Here is a 24,135-nt window from a genome sequence, read left to right on the forward strand (position 1 = left end):
ACGTGCCGAGGGTATTGGCGACGTGGGGGCTGTTCCAAAGGTCGGCGAGCATGTGGACGCAGCGCGTCTCGAGTTCGGCCGTCTGGGGATACTCGTCCTTGTCGATCATGTTCTTGTCGATGGCGAGGTCCATGATCTTGTGGACCTCGGGCTCCTCCCATGTCTGGCAGAAGGTCGCCAGGTTCTGGCGGGCGTTTCCGTCCAGGAAGAGCTCGTCCTGAACCACCTGGAAGACGTCCGCGGCCAGGCTTTCCGTCTGGGGGAACTTGTATTTCGGCAGCGGCTTCGAGAGCGCCCCGCGGGTGAAGACCGAATCCAGAAGCGAATCGCGAACGTCGTCTTTGTAACTGAGAGCCACAGCAACGCCTCCCGCCCGCCCGCCAGGAGGTCGACCTTCCGCCTGCGCCGGGCGAGCGCCGACCTCCGTCCCATCTGAAAGTGACAGAACGACGACGACGCGAGCGGCCGTCGGCTCGACCGACCACCCGGCGGCGCCCAAAATTGGCGATCGGCGACGCTTTTGTCTGGAGGCTCCGTCCGGGCTCGCCGGCCGCAGACGGATCGGACCAAGATAATCAGGCGTGGGTTCGGGGGCTTTTTCGGCAGTCGCGTCGACACGGGGCGCGCCGGGACGCGCCGGACGACCGAGGCTTCGCCGCAAAAAATCCTTAAGCCGCCGTTAAACGCGGACCCGAGAACCCGTCATCAGTCGCCCGCACGAGAGTTGGTAGCCGCGTTGAATTCAGAGCTTGCTTCCGCGTCCCCGGAAATTAGTGGACAGAACGAAGGTCACGAAGGATCGGCCGCAACAGCGGCGGGTTCGGAGGCGTCGGTCCCGGGCGCCGCGGCGGCGGCGGGGGAGGGGCCCCAGGCGACGAGCGCTTCGGACGAAGGTTCCGCCAAGCCTGCTCCGATGGAACACATCGAGCCCTCCGAGGCGGAAAAAGAGCCCTCGGCCGGTGAATCCGGCAAGGGCGATCCGGCGCTCGCGGCGGCGCCGTCCGGCGCGGCGGCGGGGGAGGGGCTCCAGGCGGCGAGCGCTTCGGACGAAGGTCCCGCCGAGCGTGCTCCGAAGGAGCCTTCCGAGGCGGAAAAAAAACCCCAGGCCGGCGAACCCGGCATGAGCGATCCGGCTGGCTCTCCGCCGCTCGCGGCGGCGCCGTCCGGCGCGGCGGCGGACAATCCGCTCGAGAGCGCCCTGGCCGCACTCGACCGCAGGGATTACGGGTCGGCGAAGCGGCTCTTCGAATCGCTCGGGCGGAAAGATGCGGTCGAAGCGATCGAAAACGCGCTCAAGGCCCTCGACCGCAAGGATTATCCGGCCGCTCAGGCGCTGTTCGAGGCGCTCGCGCTGAAGCCTTCGCCGTCGGCCGGCGGCGCCTCAAAGCCCGTCGCCCGGATTGAGCCGGAGCCGAAGCCGGTCCCGCCGCCGAACGAAATCGTTCCGGTCGTGAATCCGGTCGAGCGCCCGCCTGCTCAGGCGCTCAGGGCGAAGAAACGAGGCGCGAGGGGTCTCGCATTCGCGGCCTGCCTCGCGCTCCTGGCGCTGTTGGGCGCTTCCTACGTCTATGGCTGGCGAGGAATCGGCGCGTTCTTCCCGGCGAAAACCCCGGCGGCTGCAAGCGTCGCCGCCGCCGATTCACCCGCGCTTCCGAAGGCGACCGCGGCCGCCGCGAGCGGGGGCGAGGATGAACGCGCGGAACTCCGCGACCTTAAGGCGGCGCTCGCGGACGCGACGGCCCGGCTCGACCGCATCGAGCAGGATTTTGGCGCGCGCCTCGACAAGCTCGGGGAGAACGCCGGCCAGGGCGCCGCCTCCGGTCAGGCGGATGTGACGGCGCGGCTCGACGCACTGGAAAAGACGGCCGCCGCGACGGCTCAGCCGGCCGCCGGGCTTGCCGATGTCGAGGCGAGGCTCGACCGCCTGGAGAAGAGCGCCGGCGCGACGGCGCCGGCCTCCGCGGTCGCCGACCTCTCTACGAGGCTGGACAAACTGGAGAAGCACTCCGAGACCGCTAGCGCCGCACGCTCGGCCGTGCCGCTCCCGCCTCCCGCGCCGAAACGTCCGGCCCCCGCGAAAGCGCAGCCTTCCCCGAACGACGCGGCCGGCCAAAGCGCATCACGGCGCCTGCTCCCGGACTTCGCCGTCGAGGACGTCCAGGACGGCGTCGCCGTGGTCGCCAGCCGCTACGGCCCGCAGCAGGTCGCCCCCGGCGACTTCATCCCGGGCGCAGGGCGCGTTCTGCGCATCGAGCGACACGGCGGCGCCTGGTACGTCCTGACCAGCAACGGCGTCATCGCAAGCTCGCCAGAGCCGTATTAGACCCTCATCCGGCCCTTCGGGCCTTCCCCCGGAAGGGGAAGGGGGCGCCGCTCTCCCACAGGGAGAGGGAAGCGGCCCAAGGCCGCCGGGTGAGGGTTCGCTGGCGCGAGCCTATTTCATCTCGCTCCAGCGGCTGACGCGCGGGATGCTCGGCGACGCCGCCCAAGTCGCTGAAGTCCGCACCGAAAACCTCGCGCGCCGGTCGTTGCGGCGTGGCCGCTTTGCACTGCAGGTCGCACGGCCTATATCAGCGCTTCCTCATCACCGATTGGAGTTTTTGATTTGCTTCGCCTGTTGCTCGCCGTCGTTTTCGCACTCTCGAGCGCCGCCGCCTTCGCCGACGCCACACCAAAAATCCCGCCGCAGAGTCCGGCGCAGGTTCGGCTCTCCTTCGCCCCGGTGGTCAAGAAGGTCGCGCCTGCGGTCGTCAACGTCTATGTCTCGCACGTCGAGCGGGCGCCGCGGAACCCGCTGTTCGACGACCCGATTTTCCAGCGCTTTTTCGGCGGCGGCGGCGACGAAGGCGAGCGCGTGCAGAAGGCGCTGGGCTCGGGCGTCCTCGTCGACCCGTCGGGCCTCGTCGTCACCAACTTTCACGTGGTCGAGAACGCGACCGAGGTGAAGGTGGCGCTCGCCGACCGGCGCGAGTTCGAGGCTGAGATCGTGCTGCGCGATCCGCGTACCGACCTCGCCGTGCTGCGCCTGAAGGGCGGCGACAACTTCCCGACGCTGGAGATGGGAGATTCGGACGCGCTCGAGGTCGGCGACTTCGTCATCGCCATCGGCGACCCGTTCGGCGTCGGCCAGACGGTGACGCAGGGCATCGTATCGGCGCTGGCCCGCACCCAGATCGGCGCGAGCGACTACGGCTTCTTCATCCAGACGGACGCGGCGATCAATCCTGGCAATTCGGGCGGCGCCCTCGTCGACCTGGACGGCCGGCTCATCGGCATCAATTCGATGATCTATTCGCGGTCCGGCGGCAGCATGGGGCTTGGCTTCGCCATTCCGGTCAACATGGTCAAGGGCGTGGTGTCGGCTGCGCTGCATGGCGGCACGTCAGTCAAAAGGCCGTGGCTCGGCGCGACGCTGCAGAATGTGTCGAAGGACATCGCCGAGACGCTCGGCCTCGACCGGCCGACCGGCGCGCTGGTGGTCGAGGTCACGGCCGCCGGTCCGGCCGCCACGGCGGGCTTGAAGCGCGGCGACGTGATCGCCTCGATCGACAACCAGATCGTAGACGACGCCGAGAGCGTCGGTTTTCGGCTCGGCGTCAAGCCGCTTGGCGGGACGGCGCGGCTCGCGGTGCTGCGGGATGGAAAAACGTTCGAACTCCCGCTGAAGCTCGCCTCTGCTCCGGAAATCCCGGCGCGCGACGCGCTGACCATCCATGGCCGGTCGCCGTTCGACGGCGCGCTGGTGATGAACCTGTCCCCTGCGGTGTCGGAGGAGCTGTCGCTCGATGGTGCGAACCACGGGGTCGTCGTCGCCTCCGTCGGCGAGAACTCGACCGCCGCACAGGTCGGTGTGCAGAAGGGCGACATCGTGGTCGCGGTCAATGGAACGGCAATCGAGACGACCCGCGATCTCAAGCGGGCCTGCTCGGAGGCCAACCGCTGGTGGGACCTCACCATCCGCCGGGGCGGCGAGACGATCCGCACGCGGCTTGGGGGATGAAAAAACGGCAGGGCGCTTGGTTAGAAGCGTCCTGCCAGAAGACCGCGCGAGTGGGAGGATCCTCGGGCGGATATCCCTGTCTACGCAGCGCAGCGCGCGCCGGATCGCGACCGGACGCGCGCGAGGCGACGGCGGATCGACGTCCATAGGCCGCGCATTTCCTCGGCCGCCGCGCCTCTGGGGTTGAACTCGGTCACGCCGCAGCCGTGGCGGGCGGCTTCCTGGTAGTCGACGCGCGACAGGATCAGCGGCGCGATCAGCGCGCCCATCTCCTCCAGCGTCTCCACGCCGTCGCGGACGCGGGCGGACTGCTGCGCCGGCGGACACTGGTTCAACAGGAAGACGAAGTCGCTGCCCAAAGCCTTGAGGGCGGAGCGCGTGTGGGCGCTCGCCCACAGGTCAAACAGGCTCGGCCGGCACGCGATGATGTTGAGGTCGGCCGCCGCCATCGCGGCGGTCGAGGGCAGACCATCCGCTCCGGGCGTGTCGATGATGGCGAGCGTGCATCCCTTGCTGGCAAAGCTCGCCAGCGCGCTCGGCAGACGCGCCGCGCCGGACGCGACGACCTCGATGTCGTCCGACCCGCGGGTTCGCGCCCAGTTCGTCAGCGAGCCCTGCGGGTCCATGTCGACGACGCAGACCTTCTCCTTCATCTCCTGGGCCGCGACCGCCAGCGAAGACGCCAGCGTGCTCTTCCCCGAGCCGCCCTTCTGGGTGACAAACGCGATCGTCCTCATGACTTTTCCGTCTCGCCGCCCCCGCCTTGGGTCGCGATAGGACGCGAGCGGGCCTGGGTTAAGGAACCCTTGAAGAGAACGACTTTTTCCTTAATGCGCGGTTACCGGTCGGCGGCGGCGGGCGCTCTGTCACAAATTATCATAAATCGCCTGAACGGCGCGGCCGGCTCAATCGCCGTCAAGCGGCGTCACGCCCTTGGGCTTGCCGTCGCCGGAGAGCGTGATCTTCTCGATTCGCATCTCCGCGTTCTTCAAGAGGTCGTCGCAGCGCGCCTTCAGCGCCTCGCCGCGCTCGTAGAGCCTGATCGAGTCGTCGAGCGACACCGCGCCTTTCTCGAGCTGGTCGACGATTCCCTCGAGTTCGGCGAGCGCCGCCTCGAACGGCATCGTGGCCACATCCGGCTTGGCGGCGGCGTCAGGCTTCGCTTCGGGCACGGCGTTCTCCTGGGCCTCGCCCGCCTCAGTCGGGCAGGGCGGAGATGAGATACAGCGTTTTGATCGTGTCGCTCGGCTGCATCTCAGCGCCGAAGGTCTTGGCGAACACCGCCGCGATCCCGCCGGTCTTGTAGATGTGGCTGAGCGCCCGGTCCACCGCCAGGCGGAAGTCGCTGTCGCCGTGCGGCAGGGCGAGCGCGTACGGCTCGATCGACAGATAATCGGTGGCGAGGCGGAGCTTGGACGGGTCCGAGGCCTTGGAGGCGAGATAGGCGAGGATCGCGCGATCGGCGAAATAGGCTGCGACGCCGCCGTCCTCCAGCGTCTTGAGCCCGTCCTCGTGAGTCTTGACGGGAACCACCTCGGCGTTGACCTTGGCGTTGGCGAGCGTGTCGCGCAGGCCCCGCTCGGTGGTCGTGCCGGCGAGCACGCCAACCTTCTTGCCGGCGAGCCCCGCGAAGTCGCTCGGGCCCTCGCCCGTGACGAGCAGGCTCGCCCCGTCGACGAAAGTCGGGATCGAGAAATCGACTTTCTCGCGCCGCGACAGGGTCTCGGTGGTGGGCTCGCACAAGATGTCGGCCTTGCCCGTCTCGATGGCGTCGAACCGGTTCTCCGCCGTGACCGGGACGAACTCGACCTTCAGCTCGCTGAGGTTGAGCTCCGCCGCCAGTCCGGTCGCCACCGCGCGGCAGAGGTCGACCATGAATCCCGCGGGGTCGCCGTTGGCGTCCTTGTAGGAGAAAGGCGGGGCGTCCGCCCGAACCGCGAGACGGATCGTCTTGTCCTGGCGCACCTTGTCCAGCGTTCCCGCCGCCGCGCCAAGCCCTGTGGCGGCGACCGCGGCGAAGGCGACAGCGGCCAGCGCAAATCGAACGATTGAAGACATTCTTCCCCCGCATTGCAGACGTCTCCGCCTCGGCGGAGCCCCGCCGTCCTTACCAGACTCGGGCCGCCGGGCAAGAGGCCCAGTCAGATCGGCAGGACGGTGGTGGTCTTGACGGTCCGGAGCGGCAACGTCGATTGCACGCGCGAGACCCCGGGCATCTGGGTCAGGATATCGGTATGGATGCGCTCGAAATCGCGCGAGTCGCGGAAGACGACCCGTAGAAGGTAGTCGGCCGACCCGGCCAAGAGATGGCATTCGGTGATTTCGGGATGCCGCTGGGCGTCGCGTTCGAACGCGTCCAGCATGGCGCGGCCCTGCTGCTCCAGGGTGACGAAGACGAACGCCGCGCCTTCAAGGCCGGCCTTTCCGGCGTCGAGCAGGGCGACATAGCCCGCGATCACCCCGCTCTCTTTGAGGGCGCGCGTGCGGCGCAGACAGGCCGACGGCGAGAGATGCACGCGTTCGGAGAGTTCCGCGTTGGTGATCCTTCCGTCGCGCATGAGCTCGCGCAGGATCGCCCGGTCGAGATCGTCGAAGTCCTCGATGCGCACGAATCAACGCCCGCCTGTCGTATCGGCGCAATCCTATGCGAAGGACGGCCAAGGAAAAGCCGGAAATCGGCGACAGATTGCGGCCGGACGGCGCCATCATTGCGCGACCATGGTCAAGGAGGCGGAGCCATGCTCGTCGGCGTTCCGAAGGAAATCAAGGACAACGAATACCGGGTCGGCATGACGCCCGCGGCGGTCGCGGAGCTCGTGCATCACGGGCATCGCGCGATCGTCGAGAAAGGCGCAGGCGTCGGCTCGGGCTCGCTTGATGAGGAATATCAGCGCGCCGGGGCCGAACTCGTCGACACCCCGGCGGAAGTCTTCGCCCGCGCGGAAATGGTGGTGAAGGTCAAGGAGCCTCTGGTCGAGGAGAGAAAGCTTCTGCGCCCGGGACAGATCCTCTTCACCTACCTGCATCTCGCCCCCGACCTGCCGCAGACCCAGGACCTGATCGCGTCCGGCGCGGTCTGCATCGCCTACGAGACCGTGACCGACGCGCATGGACATCTGCCCCTGTTGACGCCGATGTCGGAGGTCGCGGGACGCCTTGGGCCGCAGGTCGGCGCGCATGCGCTGGAAAAGGCGCAGGGCGGGCGCGGCGTGCTTCTCGGCGGCGTGCCAGGGGTGGCCGCCGCCAACGTCGTGATCCTCGGCGGCGGAGTTTCGGGAACGCACGCGGCGACAATCGCCGTCGGCATGGGCGCGGCCGTCACCGTCGTCGACCGCTCGCATGAGGCGCTGCGGCGGCTCTCGGCGCAGTTTGGCTCCGCCCTCAGGACCGTCTACTCGACCCGCGCCTCGATCGCGGAACTCGTGAGCGAGGCCGACCTCGTGATCGGAGCGGTTCTGCTGCCCGGCGCCGCGGCGCCGAAACTCATTACGCGGCCGATGCTCGCGACGATGCGCCCGGGCGCCGTCATCGTCGACATCGCGATCGATCAGGGCGGCTGCTGCGAAACGTCGAAGCCGACCACCCACTCGGACCCGACCTATGTCGTCGACGGCGTCGTCCACTATTGCGTCGCCAACATGCCGGGCGCCGTCGCACGCACCTCGACCTTCGCCCTCAATCACGCGACGCTGCCCTTCACCCTCGCGCTCGCCGACAAGGGCTGGCGCGCGGCGCTGAAGGAGGACCCGCATCTGCGCGCCGGCCTCAACGTGTGCGAGGGCAAGCTGACTTGCGCGCCGGTCGCGGAGGCTCATGGGCTGAACTCGGTCAGCGCCGAAAGCACGCTGTAACGGCGATGGCGGATCGCCCCCACGGACGGCGGAGCGATGAAGCGCGAAATGCGGCCATCAGCTTTCGCCCTCCGGCGGCCCTCGCATAGCGTCGACGTAGACCCAAGCCTGTAGCCCCGACGCAAGCGTCGCGAGGACGCGCCGATAGGCGTCGACCTCATAAGAGTCGGCGCGATCGAGGTCTTCGTCCGAAATCTCGAACACTGCGCCCTTGACGCGGTCTTCGCTCCAGCCCGTATGGACCACGATCGGATGATGGTCCTTGCCGCTCTTGGCGACGACGCCGGGGTCCTCGATCTTGATCGACTCCCGGGCATAGCCGACGAGCTCGTCCGGCTTGCCTTCGAGCCGCCTCCCGAACGTGGCGATCTGCACGTCGTCCTGTTGCAGCGTGCCATAAGAAAAGAGGAGCGGCATGGGCGGCCTCCGGGTTTCGTCCGGATGTTGTAGCGGGGCGGCTGAGGCCGGATCAACCGCTTCAGGGGCGGTCGCCGTGGCCGTTGAGCGCGCCGGGCGCCCAGTTCGAGCCGTCGCGCATGGCGTAGAAGATGTGGAGACCGATGCGGTCCACGCGCTTCAGGTAGCCGACCCAGAAAGGGGCGACATAGGCGGCGTGATAGTTGACCGCCTCGGCGACCGCCGGATTGTAGGTCTTGCCGCTGACGACCTCATCGGCGATCCGGGTCGCCGTCGCCCACGGACCCGGCTCCTCGATGCGGAGCGACTTGCCTTCGCAGGCGAAGGAGAACTGGCAGGCGAATGGACGGTTGCGGTCCTGATAGACCACGCCGCAGACCGTGGCCGGATAGATGCCGCTGCGGACGCGGTTGAGCACCACCTGCGCGACCGCCGCCTGGCCGGACTCGGGCTCCGAGCGCGACTCGAAATAGATCGCCTCGGCCAAACAGCGCATCTGACGGGCGCTGTCCTTGGGGTCGATGAGCGCGGCGAAATCGGGCTTGCCGCCGCCGAGGAGCGACTGGCTCGCGATCGTCGTCTGCCCCGGAGCGGAGTCGGTCTGGACGTCGACCACCACGCCGTCGGTCGGCGTCGGGGACACCGCGTTCAGCGCGGACTCGAGCGGCGCGGGCGGCGTCGCGCCGTCGGTGACGGCGAGACCCGGGGCGTCTGGCGTCTGCGCCGGCTCGCCGGCGCCGCCGGGGCTCATGGTGTGGTCGGGATCGAACTCGGATTCGCGAGGGTTTTTGGCGCCCTGAGCCGTGTCGCCCTGCGCATAAGGGTCGAGGGCGGTCGGGCCGCTGCGCCGGCGCGCGTCGAAGCCCGGCCTCAGGCCGATGAACGGATCGCCCTTGCCGCTTCGGTCGACGTCCGGAAAAGCAGCGGAGCCAGCCTTGAGGGCGCCGTTCGGCTCGACCTCGTCGGGCTCGCCGTACTCGCCGGGGTCGCCGGTCACGAGGCGGCTTTCGATCAGCGGCGCCGGCGTTCCGTCGGGGTCCACGGCCTGAAAGTGGCGGGCCGCCTCGATCGCCCGGCGGACCGGGCTCATGGCGTCGTCGAGGCCGGCCCGTCCGAACGCGCTCGCGTCGGGGCGCTCCTGCTCGGCCTCGGCGGTGATCGACAAGAGCACGCCGACCGCGAGGCACCAGGGGGCGACCGCGGACGCGGCCCATGCTAAACGCGAGCGACCCATACGCCTTCCACGCGCTTCACCTCGCGCCGTTGGCGCGGGCTCGGGCGAGCGCGCGCATGAGAGGACGGCTCCGTTTATCGACGCTTAAGGTTGCCGGCGCGTTACCGGGGGGAAGCCCGCAGCGTCCCGCTTTGGGACGCCGGGCGCCGCCGGGCGCTCACTCCGCCCGCCTTTCGGCCGCCCGACCGAGGAGCGTGATCGACAGGAAGCCGCCAACCCAGGAGCCTGCCGCCGCAAACAGGACATAGGCCCAGTTCGAGGTATAGCTGATCACGGCGAAGGCCGAGAGCAGATACCAGGCGCTGCTCCAGGTCGCCGCGGCGAAGCGCCGCCGGGCGGCGACGTTGGCGGTGAACATGACATAGACCGCGTCGGTCAACGCCGTCGAAACGACGACGCCGACGGCGATCAGCGGATCGACGCTCGGCAGGATCATGGCTCCCCATCCGGCGGCCGGGTTGATCTTGCCGGGACGGCTGGCCGCGCGCCGATCTTAGTCGAACCGAAGCGCGGGTTCCTGATCGGTCTAAAGCGCGGAAGCATCGCGCTGGCGCGATGCTTCCGACGAAATTTGGGGGCCGGGCGGAACAACCGCCGCGTCCTCGAATTTAAACCTTGGTCCACCCAAGGAGTGATTTCATGGCCATCCCGTCCGAGATGGGCGCGGCCGGTCCCGCCGGCTCGACCAACGAGCCCAGCCAGACCGAGCGCTTCGCCGCTGCCCGGAGCGACTCGCTCGGCGCGGCGCTGAACGATGCGACGCAGACCGCCGCCGAGGCCCTCCGTCAGCAGGCGGCCCAGTTCGCCCGCGATGTCGGCCACGAGCTCAACAGAACCGGCGAAGCGCAGAAGGCGCGCGGCGCCGAGGCGATCCGCAGCCTCGCGCGCGCCATCGACAGCGCAGCGGAGGAGCTTCAGCAGCAGTCACCGACAGTCGCGCGCACGGTTCGCGAGGCCGCGCGCGGCGTCGAGGGCCTGTCGGAAAATCTTTCGAATCGGAACGTCGACGAACTGGTCGATGCGGCCGTCCGGCTCGCCCGCGCCCAGCCGGCGTTGTTCGTAGGCGGATCGGTCGCCGCGGGGTTTGCGGTCGCCCGCTTCCTCAAGAGCAGCGCGCGACAGCGGCCGGCCGGCTTCGATCCCTACCAGTGCTAGGAGGGCGCCATGGCGACCCGAGAGACAACGCGCCCACTCGCAACCCTTATGACGCACATCGCCTCCGACCTCGCCTATCTCGTCCAGACCGAGTTCCGCCTGGCGAGGGCGGAGATGGGCGAGAAACTGTCGGCGGCGTCGAACGCGGGGGTCTATCTCGGGCTCGGCGGCGCGGTCGCGCTCGCCGGCTTGATCATTCTGCTGCTCGACATCGCGCGCTGGATCGCCGTGGCCGGACTTCCTTACGAGTGGGGCCTGCTGCTGGTCGCGGTCGTGAGCCTTGCGTTCGGCGGCGGTCTGGCGGCGATGGGCGCCTCGAGGCTGAGAAAGTCGGCGTTGGCGCCGGAGCGCACGCTCCAACAGATGCGGGAAGACTACGTCGTAGCAAAGGAGCATGTGCGATGACCACGCATCACGACCGCGCCCACGAGAGCGGCCTGTCCGGTTCCAGGGACTACGAGCGGGAGGCCGAGCAGACGCGCCGCCGGCTTGCCGAGAACCTCGACGAGCTGAGCGACCGGCTCACGCCGGGGCAGGTGTTCGACGAGATGCTCACCTATTCCCGCGCCGGAAGCGGCACGTTTTTTCGCGCCTTCAGCAATGCCATGCGGGAGAACCCCTTGCCAAGCCTGCTGATCGGCGGGGGCTGCATGATGTTCCTGTCGGAAAAGATGGGCGTCCGATCGCAAGGTTTTGGGAACGGCGGTAGGCCGACAGCGCCGGCAGCCGATGAAGCCTGCGCAGACGGCGCCGGTCGCCCGGACGCGGCGGGGCGCATGACCGGAGCGGCCGGCTCGAGCGCGCGCGCGATGGCCTCATCCGTGCAATCGGGGATCGGCGGCGCGGCGGAATCGGCAAGCCGCCAGACGGCGAACGCGGTCGGCGCGATCGCGGACACGATGGGTCAGACGGCGGCGAGCGTCTCCGACGCCGTCTCGAACGCAGCCGATACGATGCGCGCAAAGGCGCATGATCTGCGCGACCAGACGGGCGGCGCGGTCGAGCAGGCGCGCGTTGGCGCGCAGAACGTCGCGGGCGCGGTGCGCGACGCGGCCGCGTCGATGAGCGGGGCCGTCGCCGATACGGCCTCCTCCGTGAGCGGCGGCATGGCGGACACGGCCGGCCGCACGCGCCGGCAGGCGGCGGACGCCGTGCGGCGCAGCCGCGACAGCGCCGCCTCGTTCGTCACCGAGCAACCGCTGCTTTGCGCGGCGATCGGCGTCGCCGTCGGCGCGGCGCTCGCGGGCCTGCTGCCCTCTACGGAGACGGAGGACCGGCTGATGGGCGACGCGAGCGACGCCGTCAAAGGAACGGCCGGCCAGGTCGGTTCGGAAGTGGTGGAAAGCGCGAAGAACGTCGCGAGCAAGGTCGCCGACCGGGCGCAGTCGGCGGTCAAGGAGGAGGGCCTGTCGCCGAGCGCCGTCGCCGACGCGGCGCGCAATCTCAGCGAAGGCATTCAGAGCGCGCAGAGCGGCGTGAAGCAGCCGACGACGGGGACGGGCCCGCTGGAGGGCGCTTCCGTCCAGCGCCAAGGGTGAACGGTCTTGCCGGAACGGCGCTTCCCCTCGTGGCCGCTGCTGCTCTATGGGGCGCTGGCGGTCGTCGCCGTCGCCCGAGGAGAGGAGCGCATGCGGCCGTCCGGGCCACTGGGGAATTCCGTCCGTGCGGCGGGGCCGCACGAGCCCGCGCCCCAGGAGCGCCGGCCGCAACGGCGTGCGGGAGCGCCCTGGCGCATCCCATGGCAGGACTGGAAGGACATTTTCTGGAGGACCTACGCCAAAATCAACGACAACCGCCTTCTGTCGGTCGCCGCGGGCGCCGTGTTTTATGAGCTGCTCGCTCTCTTTCCCGCGATCGCCGCCTTCGTGGCCCTCTACGGCCTGTTCGCCAATCCTTCCGCGATCGACGCCCAGGTGTCGGCGCTGTCGGGCGTTCTGCCGGGGGGCGCGCTCGACCTGCTGCATGAGGAACTCCAGCGGCTCGCCGCCCACAAGGGCGCCAACGGCGTCGGCTTCTTTGTCGGCCTCCTGGGCGCGCTGTGGAGCGCGAGCTCCGGGACCAAGGCCATTATCGACGCGCTCAACGTCGCCTATGGCGAGACGGAGAAGCGAAGCTTTATCCGCCTGACCCTCGTCGCGCTCGCGTACGCCCTGATCGGCATGGCCGCGCTGATGGTGACGGTCAGCGCCGTGGTCGTCGCCCCAATCGTTTTCGGCAAGCTCGGCCTCGGCCCGATCGCCGGGCCGCTCGTCGCGATGGCGCGCTGGCCGACGCTGCTCGTTCTCGTCGTCGTCGGCCTCGCCGTCATCTACCGCTACCTTCCGTGCCGGCGAGAGCCTCGCTGGCAGTGGCTGACGGTCGGCAGCGCGTTCGCCGGGGTCACGTGGTTTGTCAGCTCGGCGCTGTTCTCGTGGTACATCGGCAATTTCGGGACCTACAATGCGACCTACGGCTCGCTCGGCGCCGTTGTCGGCATGATGATGTGGATGTGGATCTCCATGGTCCTGATCCTGGTCGGCGCCCAGCTGAACGCCGAGATCGAGCAGCAGAACGCGCCCGATCCGGCGGCGGAGCCGAGGTAGCGCGACGCAAAAGGCCGTCGTGTCGAAAGCCGCAGTTTCGCCAGAATCCACCCCGATCGGTCGGAGATCCCGGCGCTCGTCCCGACAACGGCGCAGCCGACACCCAGGAAATCCGCCGCGGGCTCGGCAAACCCCGAGGTCGGCGTGGCGGAAATCGCGGTCGACTCGAATAGAAACTGGCCGTTGCGCCGGCCGACGCGGGGCGGGGGCGAAATTCGTGATTGCGGCCGTCGCCGGGCGGATTATGTAAGGAACGCGGCAGGCCGGGGAAAACGCCGGGGCGCCGGCGCGGCCGCCGCAGCAATCGGTTTCAACGTACGACAATGGGAGTAAGCAGGGATGGCCGCCAAAGAAGTCAGGTTTTCGCAGGACGCGCGCGAGCGCATGCTCCGCGGCGTCGACATTCTCGCCAACGCAGTCAAGGTCACGCTGGGACCGAAGGGCCGCAACGTCGTGCTCGAGAAGTCGTGGGGCGCACCCCGCATCAGCAAGGACGGCGTCACCGTCGCCAAGGAGATCGAGCTCGCCGACAAGTTCGAGAACATGGGCGCGCAGATGGTGCGCGAGGTCGCCTCGAAGCAGAGCAGCATCGCCGGCGACGGCACGACGACCGCGACCGTCATCGCCCAGGCGATCGTTAAGGAGGGCGTCAAGGCCGTCGCCGCCGGCGCCAATCCGATGGACGTCAAGCGCGGCGTCGACGCGGCGGTCGAGGCGATCGTCGCGGAGCTTTCCAAGCATAGCCGCAAGGTGACGAAGTCCGACGAGATCGCGCAGGTCGGCGCAATCTCCGCCAACGGCGACAAGTCGATCGGCAAGATGATCGCGGAGGCCATGGACAAGGTCGGCAAGGAGGGCGTGATCACGGTCGAGGAGGCCAAGAGCCTCGAGACCGAGCTCGACGTGGTCGAGGGCATGGAGTTCGACCGCGGCTACCTCTCGCCCTACTTTGTCACCAACGCCGAGAAGATGATCGCAGAGCTCGAGGACCCGTACATCCTCATCCACGAGAAGAAGCTGTCGTCGCTGCAGCCGATGCTGCCCGTCCTCGAGGCGGTCGTGCAGACGGGCAAGCCGCTGCTCATCATCGCCGAGGACATCGAGGGCGAGGCGCTCGCCACGCTGGTCGTCAACAAGCTGCGCGGCGGCTTGAAGATCGCCGCGGTCAAGGCGCCCGGTTTCGGCGACCGCCGCAAGGCGATGCTCGAGGACATCGCGATCCTGACCGCCGGAACGATGATCGCGGAGGACCTCGGCATCAAGCTCGAGAACGTGACGCTCCAGATGCTCGGCCGGGCGAAAAAGGTCAGGGTCGAGAAGGAGAACACGACGATTGTCGAGGGCGCGGGCGCGAAGAAGGACATCGAGGGCCGCATCGCGCAGATCAAGGCGCAGATCGAGGAAACCACGTCCGACTACGACAAGGAGAAGCTGCAGGAGCGGCTCGCCAAGCTCGCGGGCGGCGTCGCGGTGATCCGTGTCGGCGGCGCGACCGAGGTCGAGGTCAAGGAGAAGAAGGACCGCGTCGACGACGCGCTGCACGCCACGCGCGCGGCGGTGGAGGAGGGGATTCTCCCCGGCGGCGGCGTGCCGCTCCTGCGTGCGACCAAAATCCTGTCGGAGGTGAAATTCGACAACGACGACCAGAAGACCGGCGTCGAGATCGTGCGGCGCGCAATCCAATGGCCTGCGCGCTTCATCGTCGACAACGCCGGCGTCGACGCCTCGATGGTGGTCGGCAAGCTCCTCGAGGCCAAGGATTACGCCCACGGCTATGACGCCCAGACCGGCGAGTACGGCGACCTCTACCAGCTCGGCATCATCGATCCGACCAAGGTCGTGCGCACGGCCTTGCAGGACGCCGCATCGGTGGCGGGCCTGCTCATCACCACCGAGGCGATGGTCGCCGAAAAGCCGAAGAAGCAGACGGCCGCGCCGGCCATGCCGGCGGGCGGCGATATGGACTATTGAAACCTGCAAAAGGGGGCGCGGCTGAACGGCCGCGCCCCGACATTTCAACGCGCTCCAACGGACTGGAAGCCCCGCCAATGACGAAACGCGCCGTGACCGGTTTTCTGGGGATCGGCGCGCTTGTGCTCGCCGTCTGGTTTTCCTTTGACGCGAGCGCTCAGACCGCTCAGGGCTCCGCGGGACACAAGGCGCCGATGCATCCTCGCGCGCTGACGTTGGGGTCGCACAGGGGCAGGCCCCACCACGAAGGTGTCGGGCGTCTCGGGAACGCACGGGGCAGGCAGCTCCACACGGCGCCGACGCACGAACCTTCGCCGGCCCGCGCCTCTGAGGCGAGCGTCCGCGCAAACGCGCTATGTCTCGCGGCCCGAGTTCAATAACAGACTAGGTATATCCCATGTTCGAAGCCCTCAATACGCAGCCGCCGGACGGTCTGCTCGGCCTGATCAAGGCGTTCAATTCCGACGGCCGCGCGCGAAAGATCGACCTCGGCGTCGGGGTCTATCGCGACGCCGAGGGGAGGACCCCGGTGCTGAAGGCCGTCAAGGAGGCCGAGCGCATTTTGCTCGAAACCCAGGACAGCAAGAAATACCTGGGGCCGGAAGGCGACATCGGCTTTTCCGCCCTGCTTCAGCCGATCATCTTCGGAAACGGCGAGCGGTTCGCCGGACGGATCGCGGCGCTTCAGACCCCGGGGGGCACCGGCGCCCTGCGCCTCGGCGCCGAGCTCGTCCGCTCCGCAAACGCGAAGGCCGCCGTCCGGGTCGGCGCCCCGACCTGGCCCAATCACGTCCCGATCTTCTCCGCCGCGGGCCTCAAAATTGAGGCGCACCGGTTCGTCGTCCTCGCGTCGCAGGCGGTCGATTTCGACGGGGTGCGGCAGGGGCTCGCGAAAGCGAATCCGGGCGACGTCGTCCTGCTGCATGGCTGCTGCCACAACCCGACCGGCGTCGATTTCTCCCGCGACCAGTGGCGCGAGATCGCCGGTGCGCTCGCGGCCCGGAACCTGACGCCCTTCGTCGACCTCGCCTATCAGGGCCTCGGCGACGGGCTCGACGAAGACGCCTGGGCGACGCGGCTGATCCTGGAAACCGTCGACGAGGCGCTCGTCGCCTATTCCTGCGACAAGAATTTTGGCCTCTACCGCGACCGCGTCGGCTCGCTTTTCGTCCTGGCCCGCGATCTCGACGAGACGGCGAAGGTGATGAGCAACCTCGCAGCGCTCGCGCGCGTCGCCTGGTCGATGCCGCCCGATCACGGCGCAGCGGTCGTGCGGATCATCCTCGAACGCCCGGCGCTCGTCGCCATGTGGCGCGAGGAGCTCGACTCCATGCGCGAGCGCATCAACGGCAATCGCGCGGCGCTGGCGGAAGCCGACCCGGCGCTCGCCTTTGTCCGCAATCAGCGCGGCCTGTTCTCGAACCTTTTCCTGTCGAAGCCGCAGGCCGCGGCGCTGCGCGACCGCCACGCCATCTACTGCACCGATTCCGGCCGGATCAATGTGGCGGGCATGCAGCCCGCCGACGCCGGCGCGATCGTCGCGGCGCTCCGGGCCGAGGGGTGTATCGCGGACAAAGCGGCGGCGTGAGCGGGGCAGGCGTCGCGACGCTCAGAACGTCGGCGGGGTGCAGGCGGAGACGATCACCAGGTCGTCGCCGCCGAGGTTGCGGAAGGCGTGCGGCCTGCGGCTGTCGAACACATAGGCGTCGCCAGGGCCGAGCTCGTAGCGGCGCCCGTCCACTTCCAGTCCGAGCAGGCCCTTGATGACGATCCCCGCCTCCTCGCCCTGGTGCGACAGCATCTTGGCCCCCGACTGCGCGCCCGGCTTGTAGCGCTCGTGGATCACCTGCAGCGCGCGGCCCTTCAGGTTCGCCCCGACCTGGCGATAGGACACCGCCCCGCCAGCGATCTCGGTCAGTTCGTCGGCGCGATAGACGACCTGCTCGGCGGGCTCTTCCGCCCCGGCGAAGAAATCGGCGACGCCGACGTCGAGCGCGGTGAGCACCTGCCGGAGCGCCGACACCGAGGGGCTCACCCGGTCGGCCTCGATCATCGAGATCGTGGCGTTGGAGACGCCGGCGCGGCGCGCGACCTCGCGCTGCGACAGGCCGAGCCGCGTGCGCAGGCGCCTCAGCCTCGGCCCGATGGCGAAATCGTCGGCGGCCTTGTTCATGCGTTCAGAATTTAGAACGGCGCGAACAGCGCGACAACTGGACAAAGGCGAAACCAGCCGCCTATGTTCAGGAAACTGGACGTTTTGTAGCGCCCCTCGCCCTTTGCAGTGGGAGAGGGGCGGGGTGAGGTGGATTTCCCTCATCCGGCCGCGCTTCGCCACCTTCTCCCGCCGCGCGGGCGAAGGGTCCGCCGCCAAGGAGTGCGCATGACCACGCCCGCCAACCCGACCGCCGCCGCCCGCGCGGACATCCCGAACGATCTCGAAGCCTTCTGGGTGCCGTTCACCCCTAACGGCGCGTTCAAGAAGCGGCCGCGGCTCATCGCCCGCTCCAAGGACATGCACTACTACACCCCGGAGGGCCGCGAGATCCTCGACGGAACGGCGGCTTTGTGGTGCTGCAACGCCGGCCATAACCGGAAGCCCATCGTCGAGGCGATCCAGCGCCAGGCCGCCGAACTCGACTTCTCGCCGACCTTCGGTTTCGCCCATCCGCCGGCGTTCCAGCTCGCCTCGCGTCTCGCCGATCTCGCGCCGGCCGATCTCGACCATGTCTTCTTCGCCAATTCAGGCTCGGAAGCGGTCGACTCCGCGCTAAAGATCGCGATCGCCTATCACAATGTTCGCGGTCAGGGCTCGCGCCAGCGCCTGATCGGCCGCGAGCGCGGCTATCACGGCGTCGGCTTCGGCGGCATCTCGGTTGGGGGTATCGTCAACAACCGCAAATTCTTCGGTTCGCTTCTCGCCGGCGTCGACCACCTTCCGGCGACCTACAGCCGCGAGCATCAGGCCTTCACCAAGGGCGAGCCGGAGTGGGGCGGCCATCTCGCCGAGGCGCTCGAAGGCATCGTCGGCCTGCACGACGCCTCGACCATCGCCGCCGTCATCGTCGAGCCGATGTCGGGCTCAACCGGCGTGCTGCCGCCGCCCAAGGGCTATCTCCAGCGCCTGCGCGAGATCTGCGACAAATACGGCATGTTGCTCATCTTCGACGAGGTCATCACCGGCTTCGGCCGCCTCGGCGCGGCCTTCGCCTCCGAGCGCTACGGGGTGATCCCGGACATGATCACCTTCGCCAAGGGCGTGACGTCGGGCACGGTGCCGATGGGCGGCGTGATCGTGCGCAAGTCCGTCTACGACGCCTTCATGAAGGGGCCGGAGCACGCGATCGAGCTCTTCCACGGCTACACCTACTCGGGCCATCCGCTCGCCTGCGCGGCCGCGCTCGCGACCCTCGACGTCTATCGCGACGAGCGGCTGTTCGAGCGCGCGAAGGCGCTCGAGCCCAAGTGGTGCGACGCCATCATGACCCTAAAAGGTCTGCCGAACGTGGTCGACATCCGCTGCGTCGGCCTCACCGGTGCGATCGACCTCGCCCCCATCCCCGGCAGCCCGACGCTGCGGGGCCTGAAGGCGCTCGACCATTCGTTCCACGAGGCCGGAATCATGCTGCGCCTCGCCGGCGATACGATCGAGCTCACCCCGCCGCTGATCGTCAGCGAGGCTCAGATCGACGAGATCATGGAGAAGACGGCGGCCTCGATCAAAGCGGCGGCGTGACCGTCCGGCGAAACCGGTGCGGGCTTCGCATTCAGCGGAGCCGCATTGACACTTCCACGTCATCGGCGAATGGCGTCGACAGATAGCCGTTCGCAGAATGGCGCACGCGCGCGAGGTATTCGGGATTGCTGTCGGCGTCGTCGGCGACGATCAATGCGCCCGGCCTGAGGCGGCTTTCCACGAGGCTCAGGATCTCGGGGTAGAGCGCTTTGGCGCCGTCGAGCAGCACGAGGTCGATCGTCTCGGGAAGATCGACGCTCAGGGACTGCAAGGCGTCGCCCTCGCGGATCTCCACGAGATCGATAAGACCGCCGGCCTTCAGGTTCTCCCGGGCCCGCGCAACCTTGGACGGCTCGAACTCGCTGGTGATCAGCCGGCCGCCGCCGTTGTCGCGCAGAGCGGCCGCGAGATGCAGCGTCGAGAGGCCGAAGGAGGTCCCGAACTCGACGATCGTTCGCGCCCCGCAGGCTCGCGCCAGCATGTAAAGCAGGACGCCGGTCTCGCGTGAGACGGGGAGCGGGAAATCCTTCAAGTGGCCATAGAGGTGTCGGTACTCGGTCTTGCTCCGCATCAGGCGCGCCTGCTCCTCCTGGGTGACGTTGGCAAGGAGAGGGGCCATGTCCGCCTCGGCCGCGTCGGCCTCGGCGAATAGTCGATCGAGCAGCGGCGCCAGCGGCGCGGTGGTCAGAGCGGTCATGCGGGTCTCCGGTCCATGGCTTCGAGCGCGTGCTTGCGCCGGAGTAAAAATACGACTAATTCGTCAGCTTTCCTATTCGCGTTGCCGAGCGCCGCCATGACTGAACGCCGAAGCACCGAGATTACCTCGCGAAAGCAGCCCAAGCAGGCGCGCTCGAACGAACTCGTCGCCGCGATTCTGCAGTCGGCTGCTCAGGTTTTGGCGAAGGAAGGCGCGCAACGCTTCACCACGGCGCGGGTGGCCGAGAGGGCGGGGGTCAGCGTCGGATCGCTCTATCAGTACTTCCCCAACAAGGCGGCGATCCTCTTCCGGCTCCAAGCCGACGAGTGGCGGCAGACTTCCGATCTCCTTCGCAGCGTTCTCGAGGACGCAAGCAGACCGCCGCTCGACCGGCTGCGCGCCCTGGTTCACGCCTTCGTCCGCTCGGAATGCGAGGAGGCCGACGTCCGCGTTGCGCTCGACGACGCCGCCCCCCTCTATCGCGATGCGCCTGAAGCGCGCGAGGCGAGGGCGGCCGCGATGGCCGCTGTCGAGGCCTTCATGCGGGAGGCGCTGCCCAGCGTTTCGGAATCCGCTCGCGCGCTGGCCGGCCGGTTGATTACGACGACGCTCAGCGCAGTGGGAAAGCGATTTTCGGAAACGCCCCGAGCGCCGTCGGAGATCGAGTCTTACGCCGACGCCATGGCCGACATGTTTTGCGCCTACCTTAGAGATCTTGGTCATGCTTGAGCAGCGCCCCGCCCCCGTCGACGGTCTGCCTCATCGCGGCGCAGAATTTGGGCCGGTCCGCATTCCCAACCCATGAACCCGCATGTAAGACTAGCCTCCGGGTTTCCCTCAAGGAGGCCGGGCCCGGCTGTTGCGCCGGGTCGCGTGAACGAAAGAAATGGGAGAGGGTTGATGGGCTCGAAACTCTGGAAATCGGTCGCGCTCGGCGCGTCCGTCGCAGCGGCGCTTGCGCTCGCGCCGGCGGCTTTCGCCAAGGAGTGGAAGACCGTCGTCATCGGCATGGAGGGCGCCTACGATCCCTGGAACCTGACCGACTCGAGCGGCCATATCGTCGGCTTCGAGGTCGACCTCGCCAATGACCTGTGCAAGCGGATCGGCGTCGAGTGCAAGATCATCGCCCAGGACTGGGACGGCATGATCCCTGGCCTCAAGGCCGGCAAGTTCGACGTGATCATGGACGGCATGTCGATCACCGAGGAGCGTCAGAAGGAGATCGACTTCTCCAAGCCTTACGCCGCCCCGCCGGCCGCCTTCATGGCCGCCAAGGACAGCGACGTCGCCAAGGCGCTCGGGGCCGGTAAGGTCGTCAACACCGCCAAGGACCCAAAGGCCGGCGACGCGGCGATCAAGGCCGTGCAGGCCGCGCTCAAGGGCAAGACGATCGGCGTCCAGTCCTCGACGACGCACGCTAATTTCGCCGCCAAGTACCTGAAGGACGTCGCAACCATCAAGGAATACAAGACCACCGACGACCGCGACCTCGACCTGAAGGCCGGCCGCATCGACATCGGGCTGGACGACTACCCGACGGTCGCGGCGACGCTCGACAAGGCCGACGCCAAGGACCTGATTATCGTCGGGCCCGAGTTCATCGGCGACGTGTTCGGCGTCGGCGAAGGCATGGGCCTGCGCAAGAGCGACGCCGACCTGACCGCGAAGTTCAACAAGGCGCTCGACGAGGCCTTCGCCGACGGCTCGGTCAAGAAATACTCGTTGAAGTGGTTCAAGATCGACACCACGCCCTGACACCGTGACGCGCGCCGCCCGCTCAGAGAGGCGGGCGGCGCGATCCTTGCGACGGCGGGCGGCGTGGAGACCTTAAGGATCTTCGGCTTCGGCGAAGGCGGATGGGGGCTGGCGCTGCTCATGGGCGCCGGCATGACATTGCTCGTCTCGGCCTGCGGGCTCCTGATCGGGGCCGTGATCGGCGGGCTGGTCGCCTGGGCGCGGCTCTCCGGCCACCGCCTCGCGGGCGCGGCCGGGGAGGCCTACGCCGCCTTGTTCCGCGGCCTGCCCGAGCTGCTCGTCATCTATTTCGTCTATTTCGGCTCTTCGACCCTGCTGACCACGGCGGCGTTCATCGTCGGCTATGACGGCTTCGTCGGCGTCCCGTCCTTCGTTGCCGGAGCGCTGGCGGTCGGGGTCATCTCCGGCTCCTATCAGGCGGAAGTTTTTCGCGCCGCCTATCTCGCCATCGCCAAGGGGGAGCTCGAGGCGGCGGTCAGCGTCGGCATGAACCGCTGGCTCATGTTCCGGCGGATCATCGCGCCGCAGGTGCTGCGCTTCGCCCTGCCGGGCCTCGGCAACCTGTGGCAGGTGGCGCTGAAGGACTCGTCGCTGATATCCGTCACCGGCCTCACCGAGCTCATGCGGGTGAGCCAGGTCGGCGCGGGCTCGACCCATCAGCCCTTCGCCTTCTATCTCGCCGGCCTCGTGCTCTATCTGATCATGACTCTCGTCACGACCCGCGTCTTCGATCTGGCCGAGGCGCGCGCGACCCGCGGCATGCGCCGCATTGCGGGGTGAGAGGCATGGATTGGGGCTTGGTCGCAACCACCTTTTGGCGGCTCATGGGGGCCCTGCCGCTGACCCTTGAAGTCTGGTTCTTGTCGGTCGTTCTCGGAGGGCTCGTCGCCGCGGGTGTCACCTGGATGCGGGTCAGCGGTTCGAAGCCGCTCGAGATTCTTGCGCGCGCCTACGTCGCCGTGTTCCGCGGCACCCCGCTGCTCATTCAGCTCTTCATCGTCTACTACGGCCTCGCCTCTCTTCCGGCCGTCCGTCACAGCCTTTTCTGGCCGATCCTGCGCGAGCCGTTCAACTGCGGCGTCCTTGCGCTCGGGCTGTGCACCGCGGGCTATCAGGCCGAGATCTTCCGCGGCGCGCTGCTTGCCGTGCCGCACGGCGCGGTCGAAGCCGCGCGGGCCTGCGGCATGTCTTCGCTCCTGCTCTTCCGGCGGATCATTTTTCCCATCGCGCTGAGGCACGCGCTGCCGGCCTACTCGACCGAGATGATCTCGATGGTGAAGGCGACCGCGCTCGTCTCGCTGATCACGCTCTGGGACGTGATGAGCGTGGCGCTGAAGATCCGCAACGACACGCTGGTCACCTACCTGCCGCTGATCCTCGCCGGCGCCATCTATTTCACCGTCAATTACATCCTCGGCGCCGCTTTCCTGAGCCTGGAGCGGCGCCTGTCGCCGCACTTGCGCGCGCGGCCGAGCTGAACGCGGAGTCCGTCATTGCGAGCGAAGCGAAGCAATCCAGAGGATCGAAGGGCGCCCCGCGGCCCCTGGATTGCTTCGCGGCTTCGCTCCTCGCAATGATGTCTTCCGGACCCCTGCAGAGGATTACGCCCATGCCCGCCGCAGCGATCCCCGCCCTCACTGTCAAGGACATGCACAAGCGCTTTGGCTCGCTCGAGGTGCTCAAGGGCATATCGGTTACCGCCCAGGACGGCGACGTCATCTCGATCCTCGGCTCCTCCGGCTCCGGCAAGAGCACATTTTTGCGTTGCATCAACCTGCTGGAGACGCCCGACGCGGGAGAGGTCAGGGTTGCGGGCGAGCTGATCAAGATGCGCCGCAGGTCTGACGGGACGGCCGAACCCGCCGAGCGCCGCCAGGTCGACCGCATCCGCTCCGAGCTCGGCATGGTGTTCCAGAACTTCAATCTCTGGTCGCATCTGACGGTGCTCGAGAACCTGATCGAGGCGCCGGTGCACGTGCAGAAGCGCCCGCGCGTCGAATGTGTCGACGAGGCGCGCGCCCTGCTCGCCAAGGTCGGCATCGCCGACAAGTGGAACTACTATCCCGCCCATCTCTCGGGCGGCCAGCAGCAACGCGCCGCCATCGCCCGGGCGCTGGCCATGCGCCCGAAGGTCATGCTGTTCGACGAGCCGACCTCGGCGCTCGATCCGGAGCTGGTGGGCGAGGTGCTGCGCGTCATGCGGGCGCTGGCCGACGAGGGCCGCACCATGCTGGTCGTCACCCACGAAATGGGCTTCGCCCGCGATGTGTCGACGCGGGTGATGTTTCTGCATCAGGGGCTGGTCGAGGCCGAAGGCGAGCCGGACGCGCTCTTTTCCGGCGCGACGTCGGAGCGATTCCGGCAGTTCATCTCGAAGGAGCGGGGGTAGGGGCGGAACTTCGCGGCGCGGAGAGGCGTTAACGCCCCGCCGCTGCGGCGGCCTCGCCTCGACAAGGGAACCCGCAATGAACAAACCGGAAAGATCCAGCAATGGCGGCCAGGGCAGGAGCGCGCTGGCGACGCCGACCGACCTCAGCGAAAACGGAGTCAAGGCGATCGCGGCGGCCTTGAACGGCCTCGCAGCCGATGCCTTCGCGCTCTACCTCACGACGAAGAACTTCCACTGGCACATGAGCGGGCCGCATTTCCGCGACTATCACCTGCTGCTCGACGAGCACAGCGACAGATCTTCGCCATGATCGATCCGCTGGCCGAACGGGTGCGCAAGCTCGGGCAGACC

General features: G+C 68.2%; 25 protein-coding genes and 1 pseudogene. 16 read left to right on the forward strand and 10 right to left on the reverse strand.

The genetic code is table 11. The features are described 5' to 3' along the window. A partial coding sequence (locus tag ACLP25_RS17010) for a pyridoxal-dependent decarboxylase (RefSeq protein WP_442470366.1) occupies positions 1–358 on the reverse strand: 358 nt, incomplete at its 3' end. Between the two features lie 555 nt (positions 359–913). Here ACLP25_RS17010 and ACLP25_RS17015 point away from each other — a divergent pair. After that, positions 914–2,323, forward strand: a complete 1,410-nt coding sequence (locus ACLP25_RS17015) for a hypothetical protein (protein ID WP_442470367.1) — start codon at positions 914–916, stop codon at positions 2,321–2,323. A 282-nt stretch (positions 2,324–2,605) separates the two neighbouring features. Continuing rightward, positions 2,606–4,000, forward strand: coding sequence for a Do family serine endopeptidase (locus tag ACLP25_RS17020; RefSeq protein WP_442470368.1), 1,395 nt, complete (start codon positions 2,606–2,608; stop codon positions 3,998–4,000). An 80-nt stretch (positions 4,001–4,080) separates the two neighbouring features. Here the strand turns inward: ACLP25_RS17020 and ACLP25_RS17025 are convergent, their stop codons facing one another. The 4 genes from ACLP25_RS17025 to ACLP25_RS17040 all read right to left on the reverse strand — a co-directional run bounded on the left by ACLP25_RS17025 (position 4,081) and on the right by ACLP25_RS17040 (position 6,609). Next, positions 4,081–4,737, reverse strand: coding sequence for an AAA family ATPase (locus ACLP25_RS17025; RefSeq protein ID WP_442470369.1), 657 nt, complete (start codon positions 4,735–4,737; stop codon positions 4,081–4,083). Between the two features lie 168 nt (positions 4,738–4,905). Beyond that, positions 4,906–5,172, reverse strand: a complete 267-nt coding sequence (locus tag ACLP25_RS17030; protein WP_442470370.1) for an exodeoxyribonuclease VII small subunit — start codon at positions 5,170–5,172, stop codon at positions 4,906–4,908. Between the two features lie 25 nt (positions 5,173–5,197). Then, positions 5,198–6,058 carry an amino acid ABC transporter substrate-binding protein gene (locus ACLP25_RS17035; RefSeq protein ID WP_442470371.1) on the reverse strand — a complete coding sequence of 287 codons (861 nt, stop codon included), beginning with the start codon at positions 6,056–6,058 and terminating at the stop codon, positions 5,198–5,200. Between the two features lie 83 nt (positions 6,059–6,141). Continuing rightward, positions 6,142–6,609: an Lrp/AsnC family transcriptional regulator gene (locus tag ACLP25_RS17040; RefSeq protein WP_442470372.1), complete on the reverse strand. Its 468-nt coding sequence runs from the start codon at positions 6,607–6,609 to the stop codon at positions 6,142–6,144. A 129-nt stretch (positions 6,610–6,738) separates the two neighbouring features. Here ACLP25_RS17040 and ald point away from each other — a divergent pair, with 129 nt between their 5' ends. Further along, positions 6,739–7,851 carry an alanine dehydrogenase gene (gene ald / locus ACLP25_RS17045; protein ID WP_442470373.1) on the forward strand — a complete coding sequence of 371 codons (1,113 nt, stop codon included), beginning with the start codon at positions 6,739–6,741 and terminating at the stop codon, positions 7,849–7,851. Between the two features lie 57 nt (positions 7,852–7,908). Here the strand turns inward: ald and ACLP25_RS17050 are convergent, their stop codons facing one another. The 3 genes from ACLP25_RS17050 to ACLP25_RS17060 all read right to left on the reverse strand — a co-directional run bounded on the left by ACLP25_RS17050 (position 7,909) and on the right by ACLP25_RS17060 (position 9,938). Beyond that, positions 7,909–8,268 (reverse strand): gamma-glutamylcyclotransferase family protein, encoded by a 360-nt coding sequence (locus ACLP25_RS17050; protein WP_442470374.1) that lies wholly within the window; start codon positions 8,266–8,268, stop codon positions 7,909–7,911. A 61-nt stretch (positions 8,269–8,329) separates the two neighbouring features. Then, on the reverse strand, positions 8,330–9,502 hold the full coding sequence (locus ACLP25_RS17055; protein WP_442470375.1) for a cell wall hydrolase: 1,173 nt from the start codon (positions 9,500–9,502) through the stop codon (positions 8,330–8,332). A gap of 157 nt (positions 9,503–9,659) precedes the next feature. Then, positions 9,660–9,938, reverse strand: a complete 279-nt coding sequence (locus ACLP25_RS17060) for a hypothetical protein (protein ID WP_442470376.1) — start codon at positions 9,936–9,938, stop codon at positions 9,660–9,662. Positions 9,939–10,141: 203 nt separating this feature from the next. Here ACLP25_RS17060 and ACLP25_RS17065 point away from each other — a divergent pair, with 203 nt between their 5' ends. From ACLP25_RS17065 to ACLP25_RS17090, 6 genes are all read left to right on the forward strand, one after another. Then, positions 10,142–10,657: a hypothetical protein gene (locus ACLP25_RS17065; protein WP_442470377.1), complete on the forward strand. Its 516-nt coding sequence runs from the start codon at positions 10,142–10,144 to the stop codon at positions 10,655–10,657. 9 nt (positions 10,658–10,666) lie between these two features. Then, positions 10,667–11,062, forward strand: a complete 396-nt coding sequence (locus tag ACLP25_RS17070) for a phage holin family protein (RefSeq protein ID WP_442470378.1) — start codon at positions 10,667–10,669, stop codon at positions 11,060–11,062. Then, entirely contained in the window at positions 11,059–12,195 is a 1,137-nt protein-coding gene (locus ACLP25_RS17075) for a DUF3618 domain-containing protein (RefSeq protein WP_442470379.1), read from the forward strand. The genes ACLP25_RS17070 and ACLP25_RS17075 overlap by 4 nt, the downstream gene beginning before the upstream one ends. A gap of 6 nt (positions 12,196–12,201) precedes the next feature. Further along, positions 12,202–13,239: a YihY/virulence factor BrkB family protein gene (locus ACLP25_RS17080; protein WP_442470380.1), complete on the forward strand. Its 1,038-nt coding sequence runs from the start codon at positions 12,202–12,204 to the stop codon at positions 13,237–13,239. Positions 13,240–13,578: 339 nt separating this feature from the next. Further along, a complete protein-coding gene (groL, locus tag ACLP25_RS17085) occupies positions 13,579–15,210 on the forward strand; it encodes a chaperonin GroEL (protein ID WP_442470381.1) in 1,632 nt (543 codons plus the stop codon). A gap of 397 nt (positions 15,211–15,607) precedes the next feature. Beyond that, positions 15,608–16,798, forward strand: coding sequence for an amino acid aminotransferase (locus tag ACLP25_RS17090; protein ID WP_442470382.1), 1,191 nt, complete (start codon positions 15,608–15,610; stop codon positions 16,796–16,798). A gap of 21 nt (positions 16,799–16,819) precedes the next feature. Here the strand turns inward: ACLP25_RS17090 and ACLP25_RS17095 are convergent, their stop codons facing one another. Continuing rightward, positions 16,820–17,383 carry a cupin domain-containing protein gene (locus tag ACLP25_RS17095; RefSeq protein ID WP_442470383.1) on the reverse strand — a complete coding sequence of 188 codons (564 nt, stop codon included), beginning with the start codon at positions 17,381–17,383 and terminating at the stop codon, positions 16,820–16,822. Positions 17,384–17,590: 207 nt separating this feature from the next. Between ACLP25_RS17095 and ACLP25_RS17100 the strand changes: the two genes are divergently transcribed. Beyond that, positions 17,591–18,943: an aspartate aminotransferase family protein gene (locus ACLP25_RS17100; RefSeq protein WP_442470384.1), complete on the forward strand. Its 1,353-nt coding sequence runs from the start codon at positions 17,591–17,593 to the stop codon at positions 18,941–18,943. A 31-nt stretch (positions 18,944–18,974) separates the two neighbouring features. Here ACLP25_RS17100 and ACLP25_RS17105 read toward each other — a convergent pair whose 3' ends face one another. Continuing rightward, positions 18,975–19,640 carry an O-methyltransferase gene (locus ACLP25_RS17105; protein ID WP_442470385.1) on the reverse strand — a complete coding sequence of 222 codons (666 nt, stop codon included), beginning with the start codon at positions 19,638–19,640 and terminating at the stop codon, positions 18,975–18,977. Between the two features lie 96 nt (positions 19,641–19,736). On the opposite strand from ACLP25_RS17105, the gene ACLP25_RS17110 reads away from it, so the two are divergent. The 6 genes and pseudogenes from ACLP25_RS17110 to ACLP25_RS17135 all read left to right on the forward strand — a co-directional run. Beyond that, positions 19,737–20,369, forward strand: a complete 633-nt coding sequence (locus ACLP25_RS17110; protein ID WP_442470386.1) for a TetR family transcriptional regulator — start codon at positions 19,737–19,739, stop codon at positions 20,367–20,369. A gap of 171 nt (positions 20,370–20,540) precedes the next feature. Further along, positions 20,541–21,395, forward strand: coding sequence for a lysine/arginine/ornithine ABC transporter substrate-binding protein (locus ACLP25_RS17115; RefSeq protein WP_442470387.1), 855 nt, complete (start codon positions 20,541–20,543; stop codon positions 21,393–21,395). A 63-nt stretch (positions 21,396–21,458) separates the two neighbouring features. Next, on the forward strand, positions 21,459–22,175 hold the full coding sequence (locus ACLP25_RS17120) for an ABC transporter permease (RefSeq protein ID WP_442470388.1): 717 nt from the start codon (positions 21,459–21,461) through the stop codon (positions 22,173–22,175). Positions 22,176–22,180: 5 nt separating this feature from the next. Further along, positions 22,181–22,873, forward strand: a complete 693-nt coding sequence (locus ACLP25_RS17125) for an ABC transporter permease (RefSeq protein ID WP_442470389.1) — start codon at positions 22,181–22,183, stop codon at positions 22,871–22,873. A 131-nt stretch (positions 22,874–23,004) separates the two neighbouring features. Further along, positions 23,005–23,784 (forward strand): ABC transporter ATP-binding protein, encoded by a 780-nt coding sequence (locus tag ACLP25_RS17130; protein ID WP_442470390.1) that lies wholly within the window; start codon positions 23,005–23,007, stop codon positions 23,782–23,784. A 76-nt stretch (positions 23,785–23,860) separates the two neighbouring features. After that, positions 23,861–24,135: pseudogene (locus ACLP25_RS17135) on the forward strand (Dps family protein); the annotation flags it as partial.

The organism is Roseiarcus sp. (assembly GCF_052145395.1).
GTDB lineage: Bacteria > Pseudomonadota > Alphaproteobacteria > Rhizobiales > Beijerinckiaceae > Roseiarcus.